The organism is Streptococcus alactolyticus (assembly GCF_042649785.1).
GTDB lineage: Bacteria > Bacillota > Bacilli > Lactobacillales > Streptococcaceae > Streptococcus > Streptococcus alactolyticus.
The window spans coordinates 82,474-105,923 of record NZ_JBHRZX010000012.1 but is presented as its reverse complement, the minus strand read 5'-3'; the positions used below and the strand labels follow the sequence as shown (position 1 = coordinate 105,923).

The window sequence follows — 23,450 nt, the reverse complement described above, 5'->3', positions numbered from 1 at the left end:
CAGTGAATTCGGAAAAAGAAAAAACCCTGTAAAATCAGGGTTTTTGACGTTCACTGAATTGTAGTGAATGCCTTATTTCACTTCAGTAAAGATTACGTGTTTACGCAATTTTGGTGAGTATTTTTTCAATTGAAGACGGTCTGGAGTGTTACGTTTGTTTTTTGAAGTAAGGTACAAGCGTTCACCAGATTCTTTGTGTTCAAGTGTGATATTTACGCGCATGGTATCTCCCTTCTATTATTTAGCTGCTTTAGCGATTTTACGTCCTTTGTAGTATCCTTTAAGTGATACACGGTGAGAACGTGAGTAATCTCCAGTAGTTTCGTCAAATTTTACTGATGGAGCAGTCAATTTGTAGTGTGTACGACGTTTGTTTTTCTTCGCTTTTGAAGTGTGACGTGCAGGTACTGCCATTTGTTATTTCCTCCGATAATTTTTTAGTTCTTGATTTTCAATCAACTTTAACATCATACCATATCTTTTTTGTAAAGTAAAGTTACTTGACAAAAAATTTAAAAATAGCTGAAGAAATCCTAAAAAAAGGTTGTGCTTCTTCTTTAGAACTTGTTTTTGTGATAAAATAGAAATGATTGAATCGCTACAATAGTAGAAAGGAATGAAGGGGCTAAATTTGAAAATTTGGTGCCAGTGTATCTTATTATGAAACTGCAAAAACCTAAAGGAACCCAAGATATTTTACCTAGCGAAAGCGCAAATTGGCAATATGTCGAAGCTGTTGCGCGTGAAACATTCAAGAAATACCATTACAGCGAAATCCGCACACCGATGTTTGAGCATTACGAGGTGATTAGCCGTTCAGTTGGTGACACAACGGATATTGTGACAAAAGAAATGTATGATTTCTACGATAAGGGTGACCGTCACATTACCTTGCGTCCAGAAGGTACGGCTCCTGTGGTGCGTTCATTTGTGGAAAATAAATTATTTGCGCCAGAAGTACAAAAACCTGTGAAAATGTACTATATTGGGTCAATGTTCCGCTACGAGCGTCCACAAGCTGGTCGTTTGCGTGAGTTCCACCAAATTGGTGTGGAATGCTTTGGCTCTGCTAATCCAGCTACAGATGTGGAAACCATTGCCATGGCTTACCAATTGTTCCAAACCCTAGGGATCAAAGATGTCACTCTTCATTTAAATACCCTAGGAAGTGCGGCTAGTCGTGCGGCTTATCGCCAAGACTTGATTGATTACTTGACACCAATGCGTGATGAATTGTCAAAAGATAGCCAACGCCGTTTGGATGAAAATCCGCTTCGTGTCTTGGATTCGAAGGAAAAAGAGGACAAGCAAGCTGTTGAAAATGCGCCATCTATTTTAGATTACCTCGATGAAGAAAGCCAAGCTCACTTTGATGCGGTTCGTGACATGCTTGAAGCCCTCCATATTCCTTACGTTATTGATACTAATATGGTGCGTGGCTTAGATTATTACAACCACACGATTTTTGAGTTTATCACAACCGTTGACAAATCTGATTTGACCATTTGTGCGGGTGGGCGTTACGATAGTCTTGTAGATTACTTTGACGGTCCAGAAACCCCTGGTTTTGGCTTTGGACTTGGTCTTGAACGTTTGCTTCTTATCTTGGAAAAACAAGGCATTGCATTACCGATTGAAAATGATTTGGACGTTTACATTGCTGTTTTGGGAGAAGGTGCAAATCTTAAAGCTTTAGAACTTGTTCAAGCCCTTCGTCATCAAGGTTTTGCAGCAGAACGTGATTACCTCGGACGTAAAATCAAAGCACAATTCAAGTCTGCGGATGCTTTCCATGCTAAAACCATCATCACTTTGGGAGAAAGTGAAGTGGAAGCAGGTCAAGTAACGGTCAAAAACAACCAAACCCGCGAAGAAGTGACCGCAAGCTTTGAAGAAATTGAAACAAACTTTTCAGATATTTTCAGAAAACTAAGCTAATTGCTTTTTCAATGAAGAAAGCACGTGAAAAGGCTTAATTGGGAAAAGGCAAAAAAACTCTACCGCATGGGTGGGGTTTTTTCGTGCTTTTTGCTATAATAGGTGGGAATGAATAAATTAAAAAACGGAGAAAGATAGCAATGAAACGTACAATGTATGCGGGTCGTGTTCGTAGCGAACATATTGGCCAAGAAGTGACTCTTAAAGGTTGGGTCGGTCGTCGTCGTGATTTAGGTGGACTTATTTTCATCGATCTTCGTGACCGTGAAGGGATTATGCAATTGGTCATCAATCCTGAAACAGTTTCAAGCGACGTTATGGCAACAGCAGAAAGCCTTCGTAACGAATTCGTTATCGAGGTGACAGGAGAAGTTGCCTTACGCGAACAAGAAAATCCAAACTTGCCAACAGGTGCGGTTGAATTGAAAGTGTCAGCATTGACCATCCTAAACACTGCTAAAACAACACCATTTGAAATCAAAGATGATGTTGATGTGACAGATGACAATCGTTTGCGATACCGTTACTTGGATCTTCGCCGTCCAAAAATGCTTAACAACTTTAAATTGCGTGCGAAGGTGACACACTCTATCCGCAATTACTTGGACGACCTTGAATTTATTGACGTTGAAACACCGATGTTGACAAAATCAACGCCTGAAGGAGCGCGTGATTATTTGGTGCCAAGCCGTGTGAGCCAAGGTCATTTTTACGCTTTGCCACAAAGCCCACAAATCACAAAACAATTGTTGATGAATGCTGGTTTTGACCGTTACTACCAAATCGTAAAATGTTTCCGTGATGAAGATTTGCGTGGAGATCGTCAACCTGAGTTTACACAAGTGGATATGGAAACGTCATTCTTATCAGATAAAGATATCCAAGATATCACTGAAGGAATGATTGCCAAAGTTATGAAAGATACCAAAGGTATCGACGTAACTCTACCATTCCCACGTATGTCTTATGATGATGCCATGAACAATTATGGTTCAGACAAACCTGACACACGATTTGAAATGCTTTTACGGGACTTGACAGAACTTGTCAAGGATGTTGACTTCAAAGTATTTTCACAAGCACCAGTAGTCAAAGCTATCGTGGTTAAAGGAAATGCGGACAAGTATTCACGCAAACACATTGATAAATTAACAGAATTTGCAAAACAATTTGGTGCCAAAGGCCTTGCTTGGATCAAATTTACAGATGGAGCTATCAGTGGACCAGTTGCGAAATTCTTGACAAGTATTGAAAGCGAATTGACAGTACGTTTACAACTTGAAGAGAATGATTTGGTGCTCTTTGTTGCGGATACGCTTGAAGTGGCTAATAATACACTTGGTGCTCTTCGTACACGCATTGCCAAAGAACTTGACATGGTTGACACTTCACAATTCAATTTCCTTTGGATTGTTGATTGGCCAATGTTTGAATGGTCAGAAGAAGAAGGTCGCTATATGTCAGCTCACCACCCATTCACATTGCCAACGGAAGAATCAGCACATGAATTGGAAGGTGATTTGTCGAAAGTGCGTGCCGTTGCCTACGATATCGTGCTTAACGGTTACGAACTTGGTGGTGGTAGCTTGCGTATTAACCACAAAGACTTGCAAGAACGTATGTTTAAAGCACTTGGCTTTACAGCAGAAGAAGCCAATGACCAATTTGGTTTCTTGTTAGAAGCGATGAATTACGGTTTCCCACCACACGGTGGTTTGGCTATTGGTCTTGACCGTTTTGTAATGCTTCTTGCTGGCGAAGAAAATATTCGTGAAGTGATTGCCTTTCCTAAAAATAATAAAGCAGCAGACCCGATGACACAGGCACCGAGCCTTGTTTCAGACAAGCAATTAGACGAATTGGCTTTAGCTATTGAAAGTGATGATTAGAAAAACACCTATCAAGAAGAAAACAAAGTTTGTCGTTAGTCGGTGGGCAGAAAAATATGGCCTACTGAAAACCATGCAGAGTATTTCCAGAGAAAAGTATGCCGAAAAAATTTCGGCATCTATTCTTTATGGGATATTGTCTGCGATTGCGGTGAATTTCTTTTTTCAACCTGGGCATGTTTACTCTAGTGGTGCGACTGGCTTTGCACAGGTTTTATCTGCAATTAGTGAACGGTTGATTGGTTTTAAAATTCCAATTTCCTTGGCCTTTTATGGGATAAATCTCCCTTTGCTGATATTGGCTTGGTACAAAATCGGTCATAAATTTACCGTTTTTACCCTAATCACAGTAACCATGAGTTCTTTCTTTATCCAGATTGTTCCAGAAGTTACTTTGACAACAGACCCGCTCATTAATGCTATTTTTGGTGGGCTTGTGATGGGAGCTGGTGTTGGTTTTGGACTTAGATCTCGTATCTCAAGTGGTGGAACGGACATTGTCAGCTTGACCATTCGGAAAAAAACGGGGCGTGATGTGGGCAGTATCTCGCTCATTGTCAATGCCATTATCATGTTCTTTGCAGGCTTGTTATTTGGTTGGCAATACGCTCTGTACTCAATGGTGACGATTTTCGTTTCTAGTCGCGTTACCGATGCGATTTTCACGAAACAAAAGAAAATGCAGGCCATGATTGTGACTAGCAGACCCGAAAAAGTGATTACGATGATTCACACGAAATTACACCGCGGGGTAACTTCTATCAATGATGCAGAAGGGACTTATAATCACGAAAAGAAAGCAGTTTTGCTTGCTATTATTACGCGTGAAGAATACAATGATTTTAAATATTTGATGAAAAAAGCTGACCCTAAAGCTTTTGTATCAATTGCTGAAAATGTCCATATTATTGGGCGTTTTGTGGACGATTGATTAGGATTTTGGAGGTGGGAAAATGTCATTTGAACGATTGGGACAACTCAAACGTCTCTTGTTGATTGCCGTTGGTGTAGCGATTTACACTTTCGGGTTTGTAAAATTTAACATGGCCAATGCCCTTGCTGAAGGTGGTGTTGCCGGTGTGACGCTGATTGTCCATGCTCTTTATGGCATTAACCCTGCTTATTCTTCCTTGATTTTGAACATCCCCTTGTTTATTTTGGGGGCTAGGATTTTGGGAAAACGTTCGCTTGCTTTGACCATTTACGGAACGGTTCTCTTGTCGTTTTTCATTTGGTTTTGGCAACGGGTTCCTATCCATGTCACTCTTGAAAATGATATGATGCTGGTTGCTGTTGTTGCGGGGCTATTTTCAGGTGCTGGAAGTGGTTTGGTGTTTCGTTACGGCGCTACAACTGGTGGGACAGATATCATTGGACGTATTGCTGAGGAAAAGTTAGGCTTAAAACTAGGGCAAACCTTACTCTTTATTGATGCCGTTGTTTTGACAGCTTCCCTCGTTTATATTGATTTACAACACATGCTCTACACTTTGGTTGCCAGTTTTGTTTATAGTCAAGTTTTGACAATTGTGCAAAATGGAGGCTACACTGTACGTGGTATGCTGATTATTACCCAAAAATCAGAAGAAGCTGCCTCAGCTATCCTCAATGAAATCAACCGTGGTGTGACTTTTCTAAATGGTCAAGGTGCTTATTCAGGCGAAGATAAAAACGTCTTGTACGTTGTTCTCAATCCAACAGAAGTCCGAGAAGTCAAGGCCATTATGGCAGAATTAGACCCCTATGCTTTCATCTCCATTATCGACGTTGACGAAGTTGTATCGTCAGACTTTAACATTAGACGGAAGAAATAAAACACGATTAGAAATGTACCTACGTTGTAGGATGATTTCTAATTTTTAACCAGCAAATGTAACCGATTACAAACAAAAAGAAAAGAGATTTAAAATGAAAAATAGTATTGATAGCATAGCACTGTACATCAAGGGGTATGAGTTTGGGCCAGGAGTTCCAAAAATCATTTTGACTTTGGCAAATCCTATTTCGGCGGTGTCGACGGAGTCTTTGATTGTGGTCACTGCTGGTGAAAACCGTCAGGTGAGTCAGGTTTATATTTCAGATAATGAGGGACACTTGATTGGGCGTGATGAGAGTGTTTATCTGACGATTGAGATGCCAGTCACTTTTGACCAGAAGCAGATGAAGAATGTTTCCAGCCCTTTCTTTTTCAATGGTGCGAATTATCATCATGAGTGGGTTCGTGACTACAAGGTGTCTATTAAGGGCTTGCTAGTTACTATGGGACATGAGGTTGTAACTCTTGAGATTGAGGATTACAATGCTATTACTAACCTTTTATCACCAGATGTGGCTCCTTTCCAGTATCATAGCGAGTACTCAGGAACCTATACCAATCCTTTGACTAAGCAAGATGAAGCATTAAGGCTTCAGTGTGTGGCTTATGAACCTGAGACTGCAAAAACAGCAGAAAAACTGCCTTTGTTAATTTGGCTTCATGGGCAAGGTGAAGGTGGGTCAGATGTTGACATCACCTTGTTGGGCAATAAGGTTGTGGCACTGGCTCAACCAAAGATTCAAGCTCATTTTGAGGGTGAGGGCGGCACGGGAGCTTATATCTTAGCTCTCCAATGTCCGACTTACTGGATGGATGAAGGCGATGGAAAAAATGGTGTGGGGGCAGGTGTTTCTCGTTATACCGACATCGTTATGGACGCCATTCAAGATTTTGTATCCCGCAATCCTAAGATTGACAAGAATCGTCTGTATCTGACGGGTTGCTCTAATGGTGGTTACATGACCTTAAATCTTGCCATTCACAATCCTAATTATTTTGCGGCATTGATTCCGCAGGCTGCGGCTTATGCCTATCATTGCTACCAACGACAGTCTGATGGGACTTATGCCCTTTCTACTGATAATGGCACCTTTATCCAGACCGACGAAGTCTATTTTGATGAAGCAAAATTAAATGCTATCAAAGATACTCCCATTTGGTTTATCCATGCAGCAGATGACACGATTGTTGCTCCTGAAAACTATTCTCTTCCCATTTACAAATCGCTGTTAGATAGCGGTGCGACTAATGCATGGTTTTCTTATTATGAAAGCGTGGAAGGATCAGACATCAAAGGGATGACTTATCCAGGACACTGGTCATGGTTGTATTTCTTCAATGACGAGGTGTTTGGTGTGCAATCCATGGCTGATATTAAAAAGGCGACAGACCTTTCAGGATTTTCACCAAATAATGCGGACAAAGGTGGAAGGAGCCAAGCGAAGGTTAATGGCATATGTTATCACAACCTTTTTGACTGGTTAAATGTGCAGAAAAAACCGTTTTAAAGACATAAAAAAAGCCGTGATAAACGGCTTTTTTTAGTTTTACATTTCATCAGGTGCTTCAACTCCAAGAAGACGAAGGGCTTCTTTTAGAACGGTTGCCGTAGCGTAGCTGAGGGCTAGGCGGCTGTCACGTTCTGGGCTTTCATCAAGAATACGTGTGTGTGCGTAGTATTTGTTGAAGCTTTGTGCCAAGCTGATTGCAAATTTAGCAATGATAGAAGGTTCAAAGTTATCTGCGGCACGTTTGATAATACGAGGGAAGTCTTGAATGAGTTTAATGATTTCCCAGCTTTCAGCATCGTCAAGTTTGTAAACATCGTTGACAGATGGTGTAAAGTTAGCTTTACGAAGGATAGACTGGATACGCGCGTGAGCGTATTGAACGTAAGGGCCTGTTTCCCCTTCAAATGATACCATTGCGTCAAGGTCAAAGTCATATCCGTTTAGGCGGTCTGTTTTCAAATCGTAGAATTTAATAGCACCAACTCCAACGGCGTGGGCAACGGCTTCCTTGTTAGCAAGGTTAGGATTTTTGGCATTGATTTGGTCTTCGGCACGTTTGATTGCTTCTGCAATAGTTGGTTCAAGTAGGATAACGTTACCTTTACGTGTTGACAATTTTTTGCCTTCTTTGGTCACAAGTCCAAACGGTACGTGTGTAATGTCATCACTCCACTCAAATCCCATTTCGCTAAGAACGGCTTTCAATTGTTTGAAGTGAGCTGATTGTTCATTACCTACAACGTAAATGGCTTTGGCAAAATCGTACTCACGTTTGCGGTACAAGGCAGCCGCCAAGTCACGCGTAATGTAAAGCGTGGCACCGTCTGATTTTTTGATAAGCGCTGGGTGTTCGATACCGTATTTTTCAAGGTTAACCACTTGGGCACCTTGCGATTCTTCAAGCAAGCCTTTTTCTGTCAAGATGTCCACCACTTCGTCCATCTTATCGTTATAGAAGGCTTCTCCGTTATAACTATCAAAGGTAACCCCAAGTTCGTTGTAAAGGCGGTTAAATTCAACAAGGCTTTCGTCACGGAACCATTGCCAAAGAGCAGTAGCTTCTTCGTCGCCTGCCTCCAATTTACGGAACCATTCGCGTGCTTCTTCGTCTAACTCAGGTTGTGTTTCTGCCTCAGCATTGATGCGAATATAGAGTTTTAACAGCTCATCGATTGGATGAGCCTTGACGGCAGCTTCGTCACCCCATTTTTTGTAGGCAACAATCAACATTCCAAACTGTTTACCCCAGTCACCAAGGTGATTGATTTTAACAGCTTTATAACCGATTTTTTCAAAAATATTAGCCAAGCTATCGCCGATAACAGTTGAGCGAAGGTGCCCAATAGAGAAAGGTTTTGCGATGTTTGGGCTTGACATATCAATAGCAACGTTGCGTCCGTGTCCCAAGTCCTGGCTAGCGTAGTGGCTACCGTCTGCGATAACTTTTCCTAAAACATCTGCAGAGATGCTTTTTTTGTCAAGGAAGAAGTTGATGTATGGTCCAACCGCTTCAATTTTTTCAAATCCAGTCGCATCCAATTGCCCTGCAATATCAGCTGCAATCATTTGAGGAGCTTTGCGGAGGATTTTAGCGAGTGAAAAGGCAGGAAAAGCCAAATCTCCCATATCTGAATTTTTTGGAATTTCAAGCAGATTCACAACTTGTTCTTGGTCTAATTCTGGAACAATAGTGTGAATGCGTTCTGCAATAGTACGTTTTGTATCCATGATGTTCTCCTAAAGTCATTAGTTCATATTATTTTAACATAAAAATAAAAAATAAACGAGATGGAAGAAAAGAAAATGCTTGAAGTCTAAAAACTGGATAAAAATAGAGATAATACCTACAATTGTGATGAAAAAGTTCTTTTTTTTTGGTATAATTCTAAGGATAAATATACATAAAGGGAAACTTATATGAATAAAATAGAACGACAAAACCGTATTAAATACTTGATTCAGACGGGTCATATTGGCACGCAAGAAGAGATTAAAAATTTGTTGCAAAAAGAAGGTATTACTGTAACGCAGGCGACCTTGTCGCGTGATTTGCGTGAAATTGGGCTTTTGAAGCTCCGTGATGCGTCTGGAAAATTGTATTATAGCTTGGCTGAGGTGGTTGGAGCTACTTTTGATGCTGCGGTTCGCTCTTACATTTTAAAAGTTGCGCGTGCTGGTTTTATGCTGGTCCTTCATACCAATCTTGGGGAGGCTGACGTTTTAGCCAATTTGATTGATAACAGTGAGATTCCAGAAATTATCGGAACGGTGGCAGGTGCGGATACTTTGTTGGTTATTTGCAAAGACGAAGAAACGGCCAAAGCCTTTGAAAAAGATTTGGCGACGGGTGTATGAGTTCTTACGATAAAGCAGTAGAAAACCTCCTTCAAGCGATAAAACAGCATGATAGCGTGCGGTATTTTCAAAAAGCAGAGCAAAAAATTAAGGCTTTCCCAGAATTGGAGCAACAAGTCGATAAGATGAAGGCTTATCAGCAAGAAGCGGTGCTTTATCAGAAGATTGACAAACAGGTTGCCAAAGAAAAAGCTGGCGAACAAGCGGACCAGCTGCAAAAAGACTTGTCAGAACTGCCGATTGTCAAAGATTATCGGGACAAAATGCAAGATGCCAGTGATTTGGTACAATATATTACAAATAGCTTGGAAACAAAGATTAACGAGGAGTTAAGCAATGGCAAAAGATAAACTTTCCCCAGGCATGCAACAGTATTTGGATATCAAAAAAGATTATCCAGATGCTTTTTTACTTTTTCGCATGGGAGACTTTTACGAGTTATTTTACGAGGATGCCGTCAAGGCTGCACAGATTTTAGAGATTAGTTTGACTAGTCGCAATAAAAATGCGGATAATCCAATTCCTATGGCTGGTGTGCCTTACCATTCTGCCCAACAGTATATCGATGTTTTGGTTGAAATGGGGTATAAGGTTGCGATTGCTGAGCAGATGGAGGACCCAAAACAAGCGGTTGGCGTGGTCAAACGTGAAGTGGTGCAAGTTATCACGCCAGGGACGGCGGTTGATTCTTCTAAACCAGACAGCGCCAATAACTTTTTGGTGGCAATTGATTCAGACGGAAAAGCCCTTGGATTAGCCTACATGGACCTGTCAACAGGGGAATTTTTCTCGACGATTTTGTCTGATTTTTCAAGCCTTCGCAGTGAAATCCTCAATCTTAAGGCTCGTGAAATTGTGGTGGGCTATGATTTGTCTGAAACAGAGCAACACCATCTGGTGAAACAGTTGAATTTGCTCTTATCTTTTGAAAAAGATCGCTACGAAGACGTGCATTTGGTGGACCAAACCTTGACGGATTTGGAAATTTCTGCGGCAGAGAAATTATTGCAGTATGTTCATACGACACAAAAACGCGAACTCAGTCATCTGCAAAAGCTCGTCCACTACGACATCAAAGACTACTTGCAAATGTCTTATACGACAAAATCAAGCCTTGATTTGTTGGAAAATGCACGCACAGGCAAAAAACACGGCAGTCTTTACTGGCTCTTGGATGAAACCAAGACGGCGATGGGAATGCGTCTGTTGCGCCAGTGGATTGACCGTCCCTTGGTGAACCAAGAGCAGATTGACGAACGGCAAAATATTGTTCAAGTCTTTTTGGACCATTTCTTTGAGCGCAGTGATTTGACAGACAGCCTCAAAGGTGTTTATGATATTGAACGTTTAGCCAGTCGGGTGTCCTTTGGGAAAGCCAATCCCAAGGATTTGTTGCAGCTGGGTCAGACCTTGTCACAAGTTCCAAAAATCAAAGCTATTTTGGAATCCTTTGCCAGCCCTTACCTTGACAAGCTTGTCAAGGATATTGACACCCTACCAGAATTAGAATCCTTGATTCGCTCAGCGATTGACCCAGAAGCGCCTGCGGTTATTACAGATGGCAGTATTATTCGGACGGGATTTGATGAAACCTTGGACAAATACCGCAAAGTCATGCGTGAGGGAACCAGCTGGATTGCTGAAATTGAGGCCAAAGAACGAGCGGCAAGTGGCATCGCCAATCTAAAAATCGACTATAACAAAAAAGACGGTTACTATTTCCATGTGACCAATTCCAATCTGTCTTTGGTGCCTGATTATTTCTTCCGTAAAGCAACGCTGAAAAATTCAGAGCGTTTTGGAACGGCAGAATTAGCTAAAATCGAAGGGGAGATGTTGGAGGCGCGCGAGGAATCAGCAAACTTGGAATACGATATTTTCATGCGCGTGCGCGGGCAAGTTGAGCGTTACATCACACGTTTGCAGGATTTGGCAAAGGCCATTTCAACGGTTGATGTCTTGCAAAGTTTAGCCGTTGTCGCAGAAAATAACCATTATGTTCGTCCGCGTTTTAACCAGCAGAAAGAAATCTATATTGAAAAAGGGCGTCATGCGGTGGTTGAAAAAGTCATGGGGACCCAAGAATACATTCCAAATACCATTACATTTGATGAGCAAACGACGATTCAATTGATTACTGGTCCAAATATGAGTGGTAAATCCACTTATATGCGTCAGTTGGCTTTGACGGTTATCATGGCACAAATGGGGTCTTACGTTGCGGCGGAAGCAGTGAATCTGCCTGTTTTTGATGCGATTTTCACGCGAATTGGTGCCGCAGATGATTTGATTTCAGGGCAATCCACTTTCATGGTGGAAATGATGGAAGCCAACCAAGCCATCAAGCGAGCCAGCCAGCAATCCTTGATTTTGTTTGATGAATTGGGACGTGGGACAGCGACCTACGACGGTATGGCTCTAGCCCAATCTATTATCGAATACATTCACGACCACATCGGAGCAAAGACGATGTTTGCGACCCATTATCATGAATTGACAACTCTGTCAACAACCTTGACACAACTTGTCAATGTCCATGTTGCGACTCTTGAAAAAGGTGGTGACGTGACTTTCCTTCACAAAATTGCAGAAGGACCTGCAGACAAGTCTTACGGCATTCATGTTGCTAAAATTGCGGGCTTACCAAAATCCTTGTTGCAACGTGCAGACAGCATTTTGACGCGCTTAGAATCTGGTGCTGCCAAGCTGCAGTTGCTGCCAGAAGTGGATTCTTCGGTGGTTGAAGAAACTCCAGTCAATAACGAAGAGCCTAAGGTAGAGCAGCTTAATTTTTTTGCAGATGACACGGCTAACCAAGAGGTCATTGAGGCTCTCAGAAAAGTTAATTTGATGAATTTGACGCCCATGCAGGCCATGAATGTTATTTATGAACTGAAGAATATGCTGTAAGCACAAGAGGTGATCTCAAAAGAGATGGCCTCTTTAGTTTGTGTTATAATAAGAATTAAACAAGCAAGAACGAAAGGAATAAAGGTGCTTGAAAAGCCCTACGAATCATATGAGTAAAATTATCGAGTTACCAGAAGTTTTGGCTAACCAGATTGCGGCGGGTGAAGTTATCGAGCGACCAGCCAGCGTTGTCAAGGAATTAGTGGAAAATGCGATTGATGCTGGGAGTAGTCAAATCACGATAGAGGTTGAGGAATCAGGCCTTAAGAAAATTCAAGTGACTGACAATGGGGAAGGGATCGCCCAAGAAGATGTTGCTCTTAGTTTACAACGTCATGCGACGAGTAAAATCAAAAGTCAAGCTGATCTTTTTCGCATTCGAACGCTAGGATTTCGCGGCGAAGCTCTACCGTCTATTGCGTCAATCAGTCATTTCACGCTAAAGACGGCAACGGCGGACGAAGATTACGGGACACTTTTGGTGGCTAAAGGTGGCGAAATTGAAAAGCAAGAACCCATTTCAACCCCTGTGGGCACGAAAATCACCGTTGAGGATCTGTTTTATAATACACCTGCTCGCCTCAAATACATGAAAAGCCTTCAATCAGAATTGGCACACATTGTGGATGTGGTCAATCGTTTGAGTTTGGCTCATCCTGAGGTGGCTTTTAAATTGATAAATGACGGTCGTCAGATGACGATAACTGCTGGAACAGGGGATTTGCGTCAGGCGATTGCAGGCATTTACGGCCTCAATACAGCGAAGAAAATGATTGAGATTTCTAATGCTGACCTTGATTTTGAAGTGTCAGGATACATTAGTTTGCCTGAGTTGACACGTGCCAATCGGAATTACATTACCATTTTGATTAATGGCCGTTACATCAAAAATTTCTTGCTGAATCGTGCTATTTTGGATGGCTACGGTTCGAAATTGATGGTGGGGCGTTTCCCTATTGCGGTTATTGATATTCAAATTGACCCTTATTTAGCGGATGTCAATGTCCATCCCACAAAGCAGGAAGTTCGTATTTCTAAGGAAAAAGAGTTAATGGTTTTGATTAGTTCGGCTATTTCAGAGAGCTTGCGAGAGCAGGATTTGATTCCAGATGCGCTTGAAAATCTTGCCAAATCAAGCACACGCGGGTTAGCAAAACCTGAACAAACCACTCTTCCTTTAAAGCAAACGGATTTGTATTATGATAAGGAGCGTCAAGACTTTTTTGTCAAATCTGACACCGTCGAAGAGCAACCAAGACAGGTGTTTAATGACGTTGACAAGATTGTCAAGGAAGTTGACAAGCAACCGTCAGTGAAATACGCTCAACGTTTAACGCCAGAAACATCAGGTGATGAACACGATGCTTTGGATTTTGCCAATAAAGCTAAAATTACTAGGATGATTGAAACCCTTGATACGGAGGAGTCGTCAACCTTCCCAGAGTTGGACTATTTTGGGCAAATGCATGGAACTTATCTCTTTGCTCAGGGAACAGATGGCTTGTACATCATCGACCAACACGCTGCGCAAGAACGTGTGAAATACGAGTATTACCGCGAAAAAATCGGAGAGGTTGACAGTTCTTTACAGCAACTGCTCATGCCCTATCTTTTTGAATTTTCAGGGGCTGATTTCATTGCTTTACAAGAAAAAATGCCTTTGTTGCAGCAAGTCGGTATCCATTTGGAGCCGTATGGCAACAATACTTTTATCGTACGTGAGCATCCGATTTGGATGAAGGAGGAAGAAATTGAGTCGGCGGTTTATGAAATGTGCGACATGCTTTTATTGACTAATGATGTATCGGTGAAAAAGTACCGTGCTGAATTGGCTATTATGATGTCTTGCAAGCGTTCAATTAAAGCCAATCATATACTAGACGACTACTCGGCTCGGCATTTATTGGTTCAATTGTCCCACTGTAAAAATCCCTACAATTGTCCGCATGGCCGTCCTGTCTTGGTGCATTTCACCAAAGTAGATATGGAAAAAATGTTCCGTCGGATTCAAGAAAATCATACTAGTTTAAGAGAGTTAGGAAAATATTGATATGTATGATTACATCAAAGGAAAATTAACCAAAATCACCGCCAAGTACATCGTTGTGGAGGCTGGCGGTTTGGGATACATCGTGAATGTGGCTAACCCTTACAGTTTTTCAAACTTAGTTAATCAAGAGATGCAGATTTATGTGCATCAAGTTGTTCGTGAGGATGCTCAGTTGTTGTTTGGTTTTCATACTGAAGATGAAAAGTCCGTCTTTTTGAACTTGATTTCGGTATCAGGGATTGGACCAACGACGGCGCTAGCTATTATTGCCGTAGATGACAACGAAGGCTTGGTTCATGCGATTGACACGAGCGACATCAAGTACTTGATGAAATTCCCAAAAATCGGGAAAAAAACAGCGCAACAGATGGTTTTGGATTTGGCAGGGAAGTTCGTCGATGTTCCTGTGGAAAATGGCAGAGCTGCTCAGGCAAAAACAGCAAGCAACGAGCCGCTTGAAGAAGCCATGGAAGCTCTTTTGGCATTGGGCTATAAAGCCACAGAACTCAAGAAAATCCGCCAGTTCTTTGAAGGTACCAATGAAACAGCAGAACAATACATCAAATCAAGTCTTAAGATGCTGATGAAGGGCTGATGTTTCATGTGAAACACAGTTAAAAAACGAATAAATAAGCAGGAGGTCATTATGAAAGCTGAACTGATTACTGTTGGAACAGAAATTTTAACAGGTCAAATTACCAACACCAATGCTCAATTTCTCTCAGAAGAATTTGCTAAATTGGGAATTGATGTCTTTTTTCAAACTACCGTAGGTGATAACGAAGAGCGTCTGTTGTCGGTTATTGATTTAGCCAGTCAAAGAAGCGACCTCATCGTTTTGTGTGGTGGCTTGGGACCAACGGAAGATGATTTAACTAAACAAACTTTGGCAAAATACCTCAAACGCGATTTGGTGATCAACGAAGAAGCCAATCAACGTTTGAATGACTATTTTGCAACGCGTCCCCAATTTGTTCGTACGGCCAACAATGACCGTCAAGCTCAGTTAATTGAGGGGGCAACGCCCTTGCAAAATATCACAGGTTTAGCTGTGGGTGACTTGGTAACTGTTGATGGCGTTACTTACGTCGTGCTACCAGGTCCGCCAAGTGAATTAAAACCGATGGTCTTAAATGAATTGGTTCCTCTTTTGTCAGGACATAATGAACGCCTATATTCACGGGTTTTGCGTTTCTTTGGCATCGGGGAAAGCCAATTGGTAACCGTTCTGTCTGACTTGATTGACAATCAAACAGACCCAACCATTGCTCCTTATGCTAAAACAGGTGAGGTAACACTTCGTTTGTCAACAAAAGCAGCAGATGAGGCTGCCGCTAAGGTAAAATTAGACCAATTGGAACAAGCTATTTTGGCTAAATCAACCTTGGATAATGTCCCATTGAGTGAATTGCTTTACGGTTATGGTGATGATAATAGTTTGGCGCGTGTGGTCTTTCAATTGCTCAAAGAACACCATAAAACCATTACAGCAGCAGAAAGTTTGACCGCAGGGCTATTTCAATCCACTATCGCAGACTTTTCAGGTGCCTCTTCCGTCTTTAACGGCGGTTTTGTGACATACAGCATGGAAGAAAAATCAAAATTGTTGCACATTCCATTAGAAGATTTGCAAGAACATGGTGTGGTTAGTCACTTTACCGCTGAAAAAATGGCGGAACAATCACGTTTGTTGACAGGTGCAGATATCGGCATTGGTTTGACTGGCGTTGCTGGTCCAGATAGTTTGGAAGGACATCCAGCAGGAACCATTTTTATTGGCATTTCGACAAAAGACGATTGCCGTTCGATTCATCTTCATATCGGTGGTAAAAGTCGTTCAGATGTCCGTCATATCGCGACTTTGTACGCTTTTAACTTAGTACGTCAAGCTTTATTAGACATTTGATTTTTGGTATAATAAAGTCGTATTTCGAATAATCAGAAAGGGAATAATTTGGCAAAAAAAACAAAGAAAACAGAAGCTGTTACTAAAAAATTTGGTGACGAGCGTAAAAAAGCACTAGATGATGCTTTGAAAATGATTGAAAAAGATTTCGGGAAAGGCGCTGTGATGCGACTTGGCGAGCGTGCAGAACAAAAAGTTCAAGTGATGAGCTCAGGTAGTTTAGCTCTTGATATTGCACTTGGAGCTGGTGGCTATCCTAAAGGACGTATCATTGAAATCTACGGACCTGAATCTTCAGGTAAAACAACGGTCGCCCTTCATGCCGTTGCGCAAGCTCAAAAAGAAGGTGGTGTGGCAGCCTTTATCGATGCTGAACACGCTTTGGACCCATCTTATGCCGCAGCTCTTGGGGTTAATATTGATGAACTTTTGTTATCACAACCTGATTCAGGTGAACAAGGACTTGAGATTGCAGGGAAATTGATTGATTCTGGTGCCGTTGACCTTGTCGTTGTCGATTCAGTGGCAGCTTTGGTACCGCGTGCTGAAATTGATGGTGATATTGGTGATAACCACGTTGGTTTGCAAGCTCGTATGATGAGCCAAGCCATGCGTAAATTATCTGCTTCTATCAACAAAACAAAAACCATCGCTATTTTCATTAACCAGTTGCGTGAAAAAGTTGGTGTGATGTTTGGAAACCCTGAGACAACTCCTGGTGGACGTGCCTTGAAGTTTTATTCTTCTATTCGTCTAGATGTGCGTGGTAACACACAAATCAAGGGAACAGGTGACCAAAAAGATAGCAGCATCGGTAAAGAAACCAAGATCAAAGTCGTTAAAAACAAGGTGGCTCCACCCTTTAAAACAGCTGAAGTGGAAATCATGTACGGAGAAGGAATTTCACGCACGGGTGAATTGCTTAAAATCGCCAGTGATTTGAATATCATCAAGAAAGCTGGTGCTTGGTTCTCTTACAATGACGACAAAATTGGTCAAGGTTCAGAGAATGCGAAGAAATACTTGAGTGACCACCCTGAAATCTTCGATGAAATTGACCATAAAGTGCGCGTGCATTATGGTTTAATTGAAGATGCTGATGCTCCTGATGCTCCTGATGCTCCTGATGCTCCAGTTGCTAGTGACAACGAAGAGCCAACTCAAAAAGAACCATCAGACGAAGTGGTTCTTGACCTCGAAGATACGATCGAAATTGAAGAATAATAACAGTTTTTCGTTAGAAATCGGTCTTAGGTCCCATGTTTTCGTTCAGATTAGTGTGCTATAATACAAGTATCATGGGATAGAAAGTGAGAGTACACATGATTAAAATTTATACGATTTCTAGTTGTACAAGCTGTAAGAAAGCGAAAGCTTGGCTAAACGCTCATCAGCTCCCTTATAAAGAACAGAATTTAGGAAAAGAACCGCTAACCCGAGAAGAAATTTTAGCTATATTAACAAAAACAGAAAATGGTATAGAGAGTATTGTTTCCTCTAAAAACCGCTATGCCAAAGCCTTGGATTGCAATTTAGATGAATTGAGCTTGAGTGAGGTTATTGACTTGATTCAAGAAAATCCACGTATCCTAAAAAGTCCGATTTTGATTGATGAAAAACGCCTTCAAGTTGGTTACAAGGAAGATGACATTCGTGCTTTTCTACCACGTTCTATTCGTAATGTAGAAAACACAGAAGCCCGTCTTCGTGCCGCACTATGATGGTGTTTTTCAAGGTCATATAACAGTGGGCTGATGGTTAGGATTAGCCAGCAACAGATTGATAAGAACACCTTAAACGTAGGCTTTGTGGGCTGATGTTTGAGGTGTTTTTGCATGGTGTGAAAAAAGGGTGATAAAGTTTACTGAAATAAAGTTAGATTCTTGTGAAATCCTTTTGAATAGGCTATAATAGTTAGTGATAGCTGTTTTAGAAAGAAGGTGTAAGTATGGGATTTACAGATGAAACTGTACGCTTCAATTTAGACGATAGAAACAAAAAAGAAATCAGCGAGACTTTGACAACAGTGTATCGTTCTCTCGATGAAAAGGGATACAATCCAATTAATCAGATTGTAGGTTACGTTTTGAGTGGGGACCCTGCTTATGTTCCTCGTTATAACAATGCTAGAAATCAGATTCGCAAATACGAACGTGATGAGATTGTTGAAGAACTTGTTCGATATTATCTCAAAGGAAATGGAATTGATTTAAAATGAGAATAATGGGACTAGATGTCGGTTCAAAAACAGTTGGTGTTGCCATTAGTGACCCACTTGGTTTTACCGCTCAAGGTGTCGAGATTATCAAAATCGATGAAGAAGCTGGCGAATTTGGCTTTGACCGATTAGGTCAGCTGGTTAAAGAATATAAAGTCGATAAATTTGTTGTTGGTCTGCCTAAAAATATGAACAATACCGAAGGTCCTCGTGTTGAGGTCAGTAAGTCATATGGTGACAAGATTGCGGATTTATTTGGTATCCCTGTGGATTACCAAGACGAACGCTTGACGACCGTACAGGCAGAGCGTATGTTGGTAGAACAAGCTGATGTGAGTCGAGGCAAACGTAAAAAAGTGATTGACAAATTGGCTGCGCAGCTTATTTTACAAAATTATTTGGATAGAATGTTTTAAAGGAGAAAGCCCATGGCACATAATCATGAACACGAACATGAAGTTATTACCTTAGTCGATGAGCACGGAAATGAAACCTTATTTGAAATTCTTTTGACCATCGATGGTCGTGAAGAATTTGGTAAGAATTACGTTCTTTTGGTTCCTGCTGGTGCTGAAGAAGATGAGCAAGGTGAAATTGAAATCCAAGCTTATTCTTTCACTGAAAATGAAGATGGAACAGAAGGCGACCTTCAACCAATCCCTGAAGACTCTGACGCTGAGTGGGATATGATTGAAGAAGTTTTCAATAGCTTCATTGATGAAGACTAATCATACTGGATGAAGCGATTCCTGATGAACTGCACGTAAGATGTGCGGTTCTTTTTTCTTGTTCAGAGATTTAGCCTATTTTCAATTATTTTAGCCATCCTTTAGCTTTTTATGGTATAATCATCAAATTGACTAATGTTTAGTTTCTGTTATACTTATTAAGGACGAAATTCAAGGAGAAAATAAGTGAATACATCAGAGGAAGTGAATTTAAATCAAAATGGCGTGCCGTCTTATAGTCGCTTGTCACGTACGAGTGGTTTTACTCCTAAAAGGCAAGGTGCGGCTATCAGCACCAAGGTTCCTAGACGCCATAAGTTTTTTCTGCTAATCATCAGTATTATTGTGGGATGCTTATCCGTAGCCAATCCTTTACTTACGGACTGGGCCAATAGTTTGCAATCTCAAAATTTGTACGTTGGTTTCATGTTTACTAAAGGGCAGTTGCCGTTTACAGATATGTTTGCGACAGGTGGTTTTCTTTATTACACCCTGATTGCCTTAGCTTACTATCTAGGGTCAACCTTGTGGCTGGTTCCCCTTCAAGTGCTCATTTTTTATGTGTCAGGGATTTATTTTTACAAACTCATCCATTACTTCACGTCTAATCAACGATTTGCCGTGGGTATGAGTGGTGTTTTCTACTTGTTAAATGTAGCTCTTGGTTTTGGCGGCTTGTATCCTGTCCAATTTGCCATGCCGTTTGTATTGGTGTCTTTATGGTTCTTGACGAAATACTTTGCAGGTCTGATTAAAGATGAAGCCTTTATTTTGTATGGCTTTGCAGGGTCAGCGTCAATGCTTTTAGACCCAAGAACCTTGGTTTTTTGGTTATTGTCTTTTATTGCGATTATTGTTTATAACTCAAGAAAAAAACATTTGGCGCGAGGCTTTTACCAATTACTGTGTATTATTTTTGGGATGATTCTCATTTTGTACACTGTTGGTTACTTTGTGTTGAACTTGCAAATTTTATCGCCTTATATTTCACAAGCCATTGTTTACCCATTTACTTATTTTGCTACAAGTGACCATAATTTCTTTTTGACTTTGCTCTTCCAAGTGGGCTTGCTGCTTTTTTCAGGCTTGTTGTTTGGCTTGCTTTCATTTAACAAAGTGCTTAAAGATAACAAAGACCGCATGGTCAAATACCTCATTTTCGTGGTATTTATCGGCTTTTTGCTGCTTGATTTGGTATCACAGACGTATGAGTTCTATCACTTGTTGGCAGCGATGCCTTTTGGCTTGATTTTGACTGCTGTGGCACTTGACGAGCGTTACAAACGCTATATGGTTCGTTCTTCAAATCGCCGTCAAAAGTCTTCTCGAAACACTAAAGGTGCATTTGAGTTTTATGTGAAAACGTTCCTCTACCTTCCTGTTTTGGTTTTGATTGTTGGGATAGGACGTCCAATCGTGTCAAATATCATCACTTTTGGTGATAATAGCCAGCGTTCAACGATTGCTACTTATTTGGCATCAAATACTTCTGATGAAGATTCTATTTATGTTTGGGATAGTTCTTCTAAGATTTATTTAGAAAGTGGCTTACCAAGTAGTTCGCAATTTTCATCACCGCTTGTCAATACAGCAAAAGATGACAATCAAAAAGTGTTTGAAGATGAGTTGTTGCAAAACGTGGCGACTTATGTTATCGTTCATAAAAACGAGAAATTGCCTGAGGTGGTTCAAAAAGATTTAAAATCAAATTACGAAACCGTTTCGGTCAAAAAAGTATCTGACTTTACGATTTATCGTAAGAAGTAAAAAACAACTATAAATAACGATAAAATCAATATCTTGTGTTCTTCTAAAAGATTTGCCACAAGATATTGATTTTTTTAGAGTCAACGTGTTATAATAGACGGGCAAAGGAGTATTCTTATGATTACATTGGAAAAGGAAATAATAACAGATCAACCGGCAATCAAAGTCATCAAACGTGATGGACGTTCTGTTAATTTTGAAGCCGAAAAGATATACAATGCCTTACTAAAAGCAAGTAATAATGTGACTAAATTATCCCCACTTGTTGAGGCAAAATTAGAAACCATTTCAAATAACATCATTGCGGAAATTATAGACCGCTTTAAAGACGATGTTAAAATTTATGAAATTCAAAATATCGTTGAGCATGAGCTTTTGGCAGCTAATGAATATGCCATCGCACAAGAATACATCAATTACCGTACCAAGCGCGATTTTGCGCGTTCGCAAGCAACAGATATCAATTTTACCATTGATAAATTGTTGAACAAGGATCAAACCATTGTCAATGAAAACGCCAATAAAGATAGCGAAGTTTTCAACACACAACGTGATTTGACGGCTGGTATCGTTGGCAAATCAATTGGTCTTAAAATGTTGCCATCACACGTGGCTAATGCGCATCAAAAAGGGGACATTCATTACCACGACCTTGATTATAGCCCATATACCCCAATGACTAACTGCTGTTTAATTGACTTTAAAGGGATGTTGGCCAATGGCTTTAAGATTGGCAATGCTGAGGTAGAAAGTCCAAAATCAATTCAAACAGCGACAGCCCAAATTTCGCAAATCATCGCGAACGTAGCTTCTAGCCAATACGGTGGTTGTACGGCAGACCGCATTGATGAATTTTTGGCACCTTACGCTGAATTGAATTATAAAAAACACTTAAAAGACGCTCAAGATTGGGTAGCAGAAGACCTTCGTGAAGACTATGCTCGTACCAAAACGAAAAAAGACATTTATGATGCGATGCAAAGCCTTGAATACGAAATCAATACCTTGTTCACGTCAAATGGGCAAACACCGTTTACCTCACTTGGTTTTGGTCTTGGTACTAACTGGTTTGAACGTGAAATTCAAAAAGCCATTCTTGAAATCCGCATCAAAGGGCTTGGTAGCGAACACCGCACAGCCATTTTCCCTAAATTAATTTTCACGTTGAAGAGTGGTCTTAACCTAGAAGTCGGCACACCAAACTATGATATCAAGCAATTAGCCTTGGAATGTGCGACAAAACGGATGTATCCTGATGTCTTGTCTTATGACAAAATCATTGAATTGACAGGTTCATTTAAAGCGCCAATGGGTTGCCGTTCATTCTTGCAAGGGTGGAAAGACGAAAATGGCGTTGAAGTCAACTCAGGTCGTATGAATCTTGGGGTTGTGACGGTCAATCTTCCTCGTATTGCTATGGAATCAAATGGCGATATGAACAAATTCTGGGATATTTTCAATGAACGCATGGGTATTGCCAAAGATGCTTTGGTTTACCGAGTCGAACGCGTCAAAGAAGCAACGCCAGCCAATGCCCCTATTTTGTATCAATACGGTGCCTTTGGTCAACGTCTTGGCAAATACGACAATGTGGACGAACTTTTCCGTCATCGCCGTGCAACAGTTTCACTTGGTTACATTGGTCTTTACGAAGTGGGTACCGTTTTCTATGGTCCTGAATGGGAAAGCAATGCTGAAGCTAAAGCCTTTACGGTTGATATCGTTCGCAAAATGAAACAATTCTGTGAAGAGTGGTCAGATGAGTTTGATTATCATTTCTCAGTATATTCAACACCATCTGAAAGCTTGACTGACCGTTTCTGCCGCTTGGATACAGAGAAATTTGGTCTTGTGAAAGACATTACCGATAAGGAATACTACACCAATTCTTTCCACTACGATGTGCGTAAGAACCCAACACCATTTGAAAAATTAGATTTTGAAAAAGCTTATCCAGAAGCTGGTGCAACTGGTGGTTTCATTCATTATTGTGAATACCCAGTGCTTCAACAAAATCCAAAAGCCTTGGAAGCTGTTTGGGATTATGCATATACACGTATTGGTTATCTTGGTACCAATACCCCAATCGACCGTTGTTACCAATGTGGTTTTGAAGGAGATTTCACGCCAACAGAACGCGGATTTGTCTGCCCAAACTGCGGTAATAGCGACCCTAAAACCGTTGATGTTGTCAAACGAACATGTGGTTACCTAGGAAATCCGCAAGCTCGCCCAATGGTTAATGGTCGCCACAAAGAAATTTCTGCTCGTGTTAAACACATGAATGGCTCTACTATTAAAAATCCTGGGGGTTATAGCAAACACCGTGCTTAATTTTGGGAGTCGTCGTTGATTGATAAGA

At 40.9% G+C, this 23,450-nt stretch carries 21 protein-coding genes; 18 read left to right on the top strand and 3 right to left on the bottom strand.

Annotated elements, in window-relative coordinates; translation table 11 throughout:
• Positions 1-72: 72 nt before the first annotated feature.
• Both rpmG and rpmF read right to left on the bottom strand, forming a co-directional pair.
• Positions 73-222: a 50S ribosomal protein L33 gene (rpmG, locus tag ACFORE_RS03325; RefSeq protein ID WP_002262412.1), complete on the bottom strand. Its 150-nt coding sequence runs from the start codon at positions 220-222 to the stop codon at positions 73-75.
• 15 nt (positions 223-237) lie between these two features.
• Positions 238-414 carry a 50S ribosomal protein L32 gene (gene rpmF / locus ACFORE_RS03320; protein WP_003066947.1) on the bottom strand — a complete coding sequence of 59 codons (177 nt, stop codon included), beginning with the start codon at positions 412-414 and terminating at the stop codon, positions 238-240.
• A 246-nt stretch (positions 415-660) separates the two neighbouring features.
• On the opposite strand from rpmF, the gene hisS reads away from it, so the two are divergent.
• From hisS to ACFORE_RS03295, 5 genes are all read left to right on the top strand, one after another.
• The gene (hisS, locus tag ACFORE_RS03315; RefSeq protein WP_235281060.1) at positions 661-1,938 is read left to right on the top strand and encodes a histidine--tRNA ligase; all 1,278 of its coding nucleotides are present in this window, start codon (positions 661-663) and stop codon (positions 1,936-1,938) included.
• Positions 1,939-2,078: 140 nt separating this feature from the next.
• Positions 2,079-3,827: an aspartate--tRNA ligase gene (aspS, locus tag ACFORE_RS03310; RefSeq protein ID WP_235281059.1), complete on the top strand. Its 1,749-nt coding sequence runs from the start codon at positions 2,079-2,081 to the stop codon at positions 3,825-3,827.
• Positions 3,817-4,758, top strand: a complete 942-nt coding sequence (locus ACFORE_RS03305) for a YitT family protein (protein ID WP_235281058.1) — start codon at positions 3,817-3,819, stop codon at positions 4,756-4,758. The genes aspS and ACFORE_RS03305 overlap by 11 nt, the downstream gene beginning before the upstream one ends.
• A 22-nt stretch (positions 4,759-4,780) precedes the next feature.
• The gene (locus ACFORE_RS03300) at positions 4,781-5,641 is read left to right on the top strand and encodes a YitT family protein (protein WP_154454965.1); all 861 of its coding nucleotides are present in this window, start codon (positions 4,781-4,783) and stop codon (positions 5,639-5,641) included.
• A 94-nt stretch (positions 5,642-5,735) separates the two neighbouring features.
• Complete coding sequence (locus ACFORE_RS03295) at positions 5,736-7,151, top strand: prolyl oligopeptidase family serine peptidase (protein WP_154454966.1); 1,416 nt, start codon at positions 5,736-5,738, stop codon at positions 7,149-7,151.
• Positions 7,152-7,190: 39 nt separating this feature from the next.
• Here ACFORE_RS03295 and argS read toward each other — a convergent pair whose 3' ends face one another.
• The gene (argS, locus tag ACFORE_RS03290) at positions 7,191-8,882 is read right to left on the bottom strand and encodes an arginine--tRNA ligase (RefSeq protein ID WP_154454967.1); all 1,692 of its coding nucleotides are present in this window, start codon (positions 8,880-8,882) and stop codon (positions 7,191-7,193) included.
• Positions 8,883-9,071: 189 nt separating this feature from the next.
• On the opposite strand from argS, the gene argR reads away from it, so the two are divergent.
• The 13 genes from argR (at position 9,072) to nrdD (ending at position 23,422) form a co-directional block, all read left to right on the top strand.
• A complete protein-coding gene (gene argR / locus ACFORE_RS03285; RefSeq protein ID WP_154454968.1) occupies positions 9,072-9,509 on the top strand; it encodes an arginine repressor in 438 nt (145 codons plus the stop codon).
• On the top strand, positions 9,506-9,859 hold the full coding sequence (locus tag ACFORE_RS03280) for a YlbF family regulator (RefSeq protein WP_154454969.1): 354 nt from the start codon (positions 9,506-9,508) through the stop codon (positions 9,857-9,859). Before argR ends, ACFORE_RS03280 begins: the two co-directional genes overlap by 4 nt.
• Positions 9,846-12,419 (top strand): DNA mismatch repair protein MutS, encoded by a 2,574-nt coding sequence (mutS, locus tag ACFORE_RS03275; RefSeq protein WP_380434969.1) that lies wholly within the window; start codon positions 9,846-9,848, stop codon positions 12,417-12,419. The genes ACFORE_RS03280 and mutS overlap by 14 nt, the downstream gene beginning before the upstream one ends.
• Before the next feature lie 109 nt (positions 12,420-12,528).
• Entirely contained in the window at positions 12,529-14,469 is a 1,941-nt protein-coding gene (gene mutL / locus ACFORE_RS03270) for a DNA mismatch repair endonuclease MutL (RefSeq protein WP_380434968.1), read from the top strand.
• 1 nt (position 14,470) lies between these two features.
• Positions 14,471-15,064, top strand: a complete 594-nt coding sequence (gene ruvA / locus ACFORE_RS03265; RefSeq protein WP_154454972.1) for a Holliday junction branch migration protein RuvA — start codon at positions 14,471-14,473, stop codon at positions 15,062-15,064.
• 51 nt (positions 15,065-15,115) lie between these two features.
• Entirely contained in the window at positions 15,116-16,375 is a 1,260-nt protein-coding gene (locus ACFORE_RS03260) for a competence/damage-inducible protein A (protein ID WP_294050055.1), read from the top strand.
• A gap of 48 nt (positions 16,376-16,423) precedes the next feature.
• Entirely contained in the window at positions 16,424-17,599 is a 1,176-nt protein-coding gene (gene recA / locus ACFORE_RS03255; RefSeq protein WP_380434967.1) for a recombinase RecA, read from the top strand.
• Positions 17,600-17,697: 98 nt separating this feature from the next.
• Positions 17,698-18,096, top strand: coding sequence for a transcriptional regulator Spx (gene spx / locus ACFORE_RS03250; protein WP_154454975.1), 399 nt, complete (start codon positions 17,698-17,700; stop codon positions 18,094-18,096).
• A gap of 227 nt (positions 18,097-18,323) precedes the next feature.
• On the top strand, positions 18,324-18,593 hold the full coding sequence (locus tag ACFORE_RS03245; protein WP_154454976.1) for an IreB family regulatory phosphoprotein: 270 nt from the start codon (positions 18,324-18,326) through the stop codon (positions 18,591-18,593).
• Complete coding sequence (gene ruvX / locus ACFORE_RS03240) at positions 18,590-19,009, top strand: Holliday junction resolvase RuvX (protein WP_154454977.1); 420 nt, start codon at positions 18,590-18,592, stop codon at positions 19,007-19,009. The genes ACFORE_RS03245 and ruvX overlap by 4 nt, the downstream gene beginning before the upstream one ends.
• Before the next feature lie 12 nt (positions 19,010-19,021).
• Positions 19,022-19,321, top strand: a complete 300-nt coding sequence (locus ACFORE_RS03235) for a DUF1292 domain-containing protein (RefSeq protein WP_154454978.1) — start codon at positions 19,022-19,024, stop codon at positions 19,319-19,321.
• A gap of 186 nt (positions 19,322-19,507) precedes the next feature.
• Positions 19,508-21,088: a glycosyltransferase family protein gene (locus ACFORE_RS03230; RefSeq protein WP_167829292.1), complete on the top strand. Its 1,581-nt coding sequence runs from the start codon at positions 19,508-19,510 to the stop codon at positions 21,086-21,088.
• A 117-nt stretch (positions 21,089-21,205) separates the two neighbouring features.
• Entirely contained in the window at positions 21,206-23,422 is a 2,217-nt protein-coding gene (gene nrdD, locus ACFORE_RS03225; protein ID WP_235280796.1) for an anaerobic ribonucleoside-triphosphate reductase, read from the top strand.
• The last annotated feature ends 28 nt before the right edge of the window (positions 23,423-23,450 follow it).

Bases quoted from the DNA above. Each gene is read 5' to 3' on its own strand.
- rpmG (WP_002262412.1), bottom strand. From the start codon at position 222: ATGCGCGTAAATATCACACTTGAACACAAAGAATCTGGTGAACGCTTG.
- rpmF (WP_003066947.1), bottom strand. From the start codon at position 414: ATGGCAGTACCTGCACGTCACACTTCAAAAGCGAAGAAAAACAAACGT.
- hisS (WP_235281060.1), top strand. From the start codon at position 661: ATGAAACTGCAAAAACCTAAAGGAACCCAAGATATTTTACCTAGCGAA.
- aspS (WP_235281059.1), top strand. From the start codon at position 2,079: ATGAAACGTACAATGTATGCGGGTCGTGTTCGTAGCGAACATATTGGC.
- ACFORE_RS03300 (WP_154454965.1), top strand. From the start codon at position 4,781: ATGTCATTTGAACGATTGGGACAACTCAAACGTCTCTTGTTGATTGCC.
- ACFORE_RS03295 (WP_154454966.1), top strand. From the start codon at position 5,736: ATGAAAAATAGTATTGATAGCATAGCACTGTACATCAAGGGGTATGAG.
- argS (WP_154454967.1), bottom strand. From the start codon at position 8,882: ATGGATACAAAACGTACTATTGCAGAACGCATTCACACTATTGTTCCA.
- argR (WP_154454968.1), top strand. From the start codon at position 9,072: ATGAATAAAATAGAACGACAAAACCGTATTAAATACTTGATTCAGACG.
- ACFORE_RS03280 (WP_154454969.1), top strand. From the start codon at position 9,506: ATGAGTTCTTACGATAAAGCAGTAGAAAACCTCCTTCAAGCGATAAAA.
- mutS (WP_380434969.1), top strand. From the start codon at position 9,846: ATGGCAAAAGATAAACTTTCCCCAGGCATGCAACAGTATTTGGATATC.
- mutL (WP_380434968.1), top strand. From the start codon at position 12,529: ATGAGTAAAATTATCGAGTTACCAGAAGTTTTGGCTAACCAGATTGCG.
- ruvA (WP_154454972.1), top strand. From the start codon at position 14,471: ATGTATGATTACATCAAAGGAAAATTAACCAAAATCACCGCCAAGTAC.
- ACFORE_RS03260 (WP_294050055.1), top strand. From the start codon at position 15,116: ATGAAAGCTGAACTGATTACTGTTGGAACAGAAATTTTAACAGGTCAA.
- spx (WP_154454975.1), top strand. From the start codon at position 17,698: ATGATTAAAATTTATACGATTTCTAGTTGTACAAGCTGTAAGAAAGCG.
- ACFORE_RS03245 (WP_154454976.1), top strand. From the start codon at position 18,324: ATGGGATTTACAGATGAAACTGTACGCTTCAATTTAGACGATAGAAAC.
- ruvX (WP_154454977.1), top strand. From the start codon at position 18,590: ATGAGAATAATGGGACTAGATGTCGGTTCAAAAACAGTTGGTGTTGCC.
- ACFORE_RS03235 (WP_154454978.1), top strand. From the start codon at position 19,022: ATGGCACATAATCATGAACACGAACATGAAGTTATTACCTTAGTCGAT.
- nrdD (WP_235280796.1), top strand. From the start codon at position 21,206: ATGATTACATTGGAAAAGGAAATAATAACAGATCAACCGGCAATCAAA.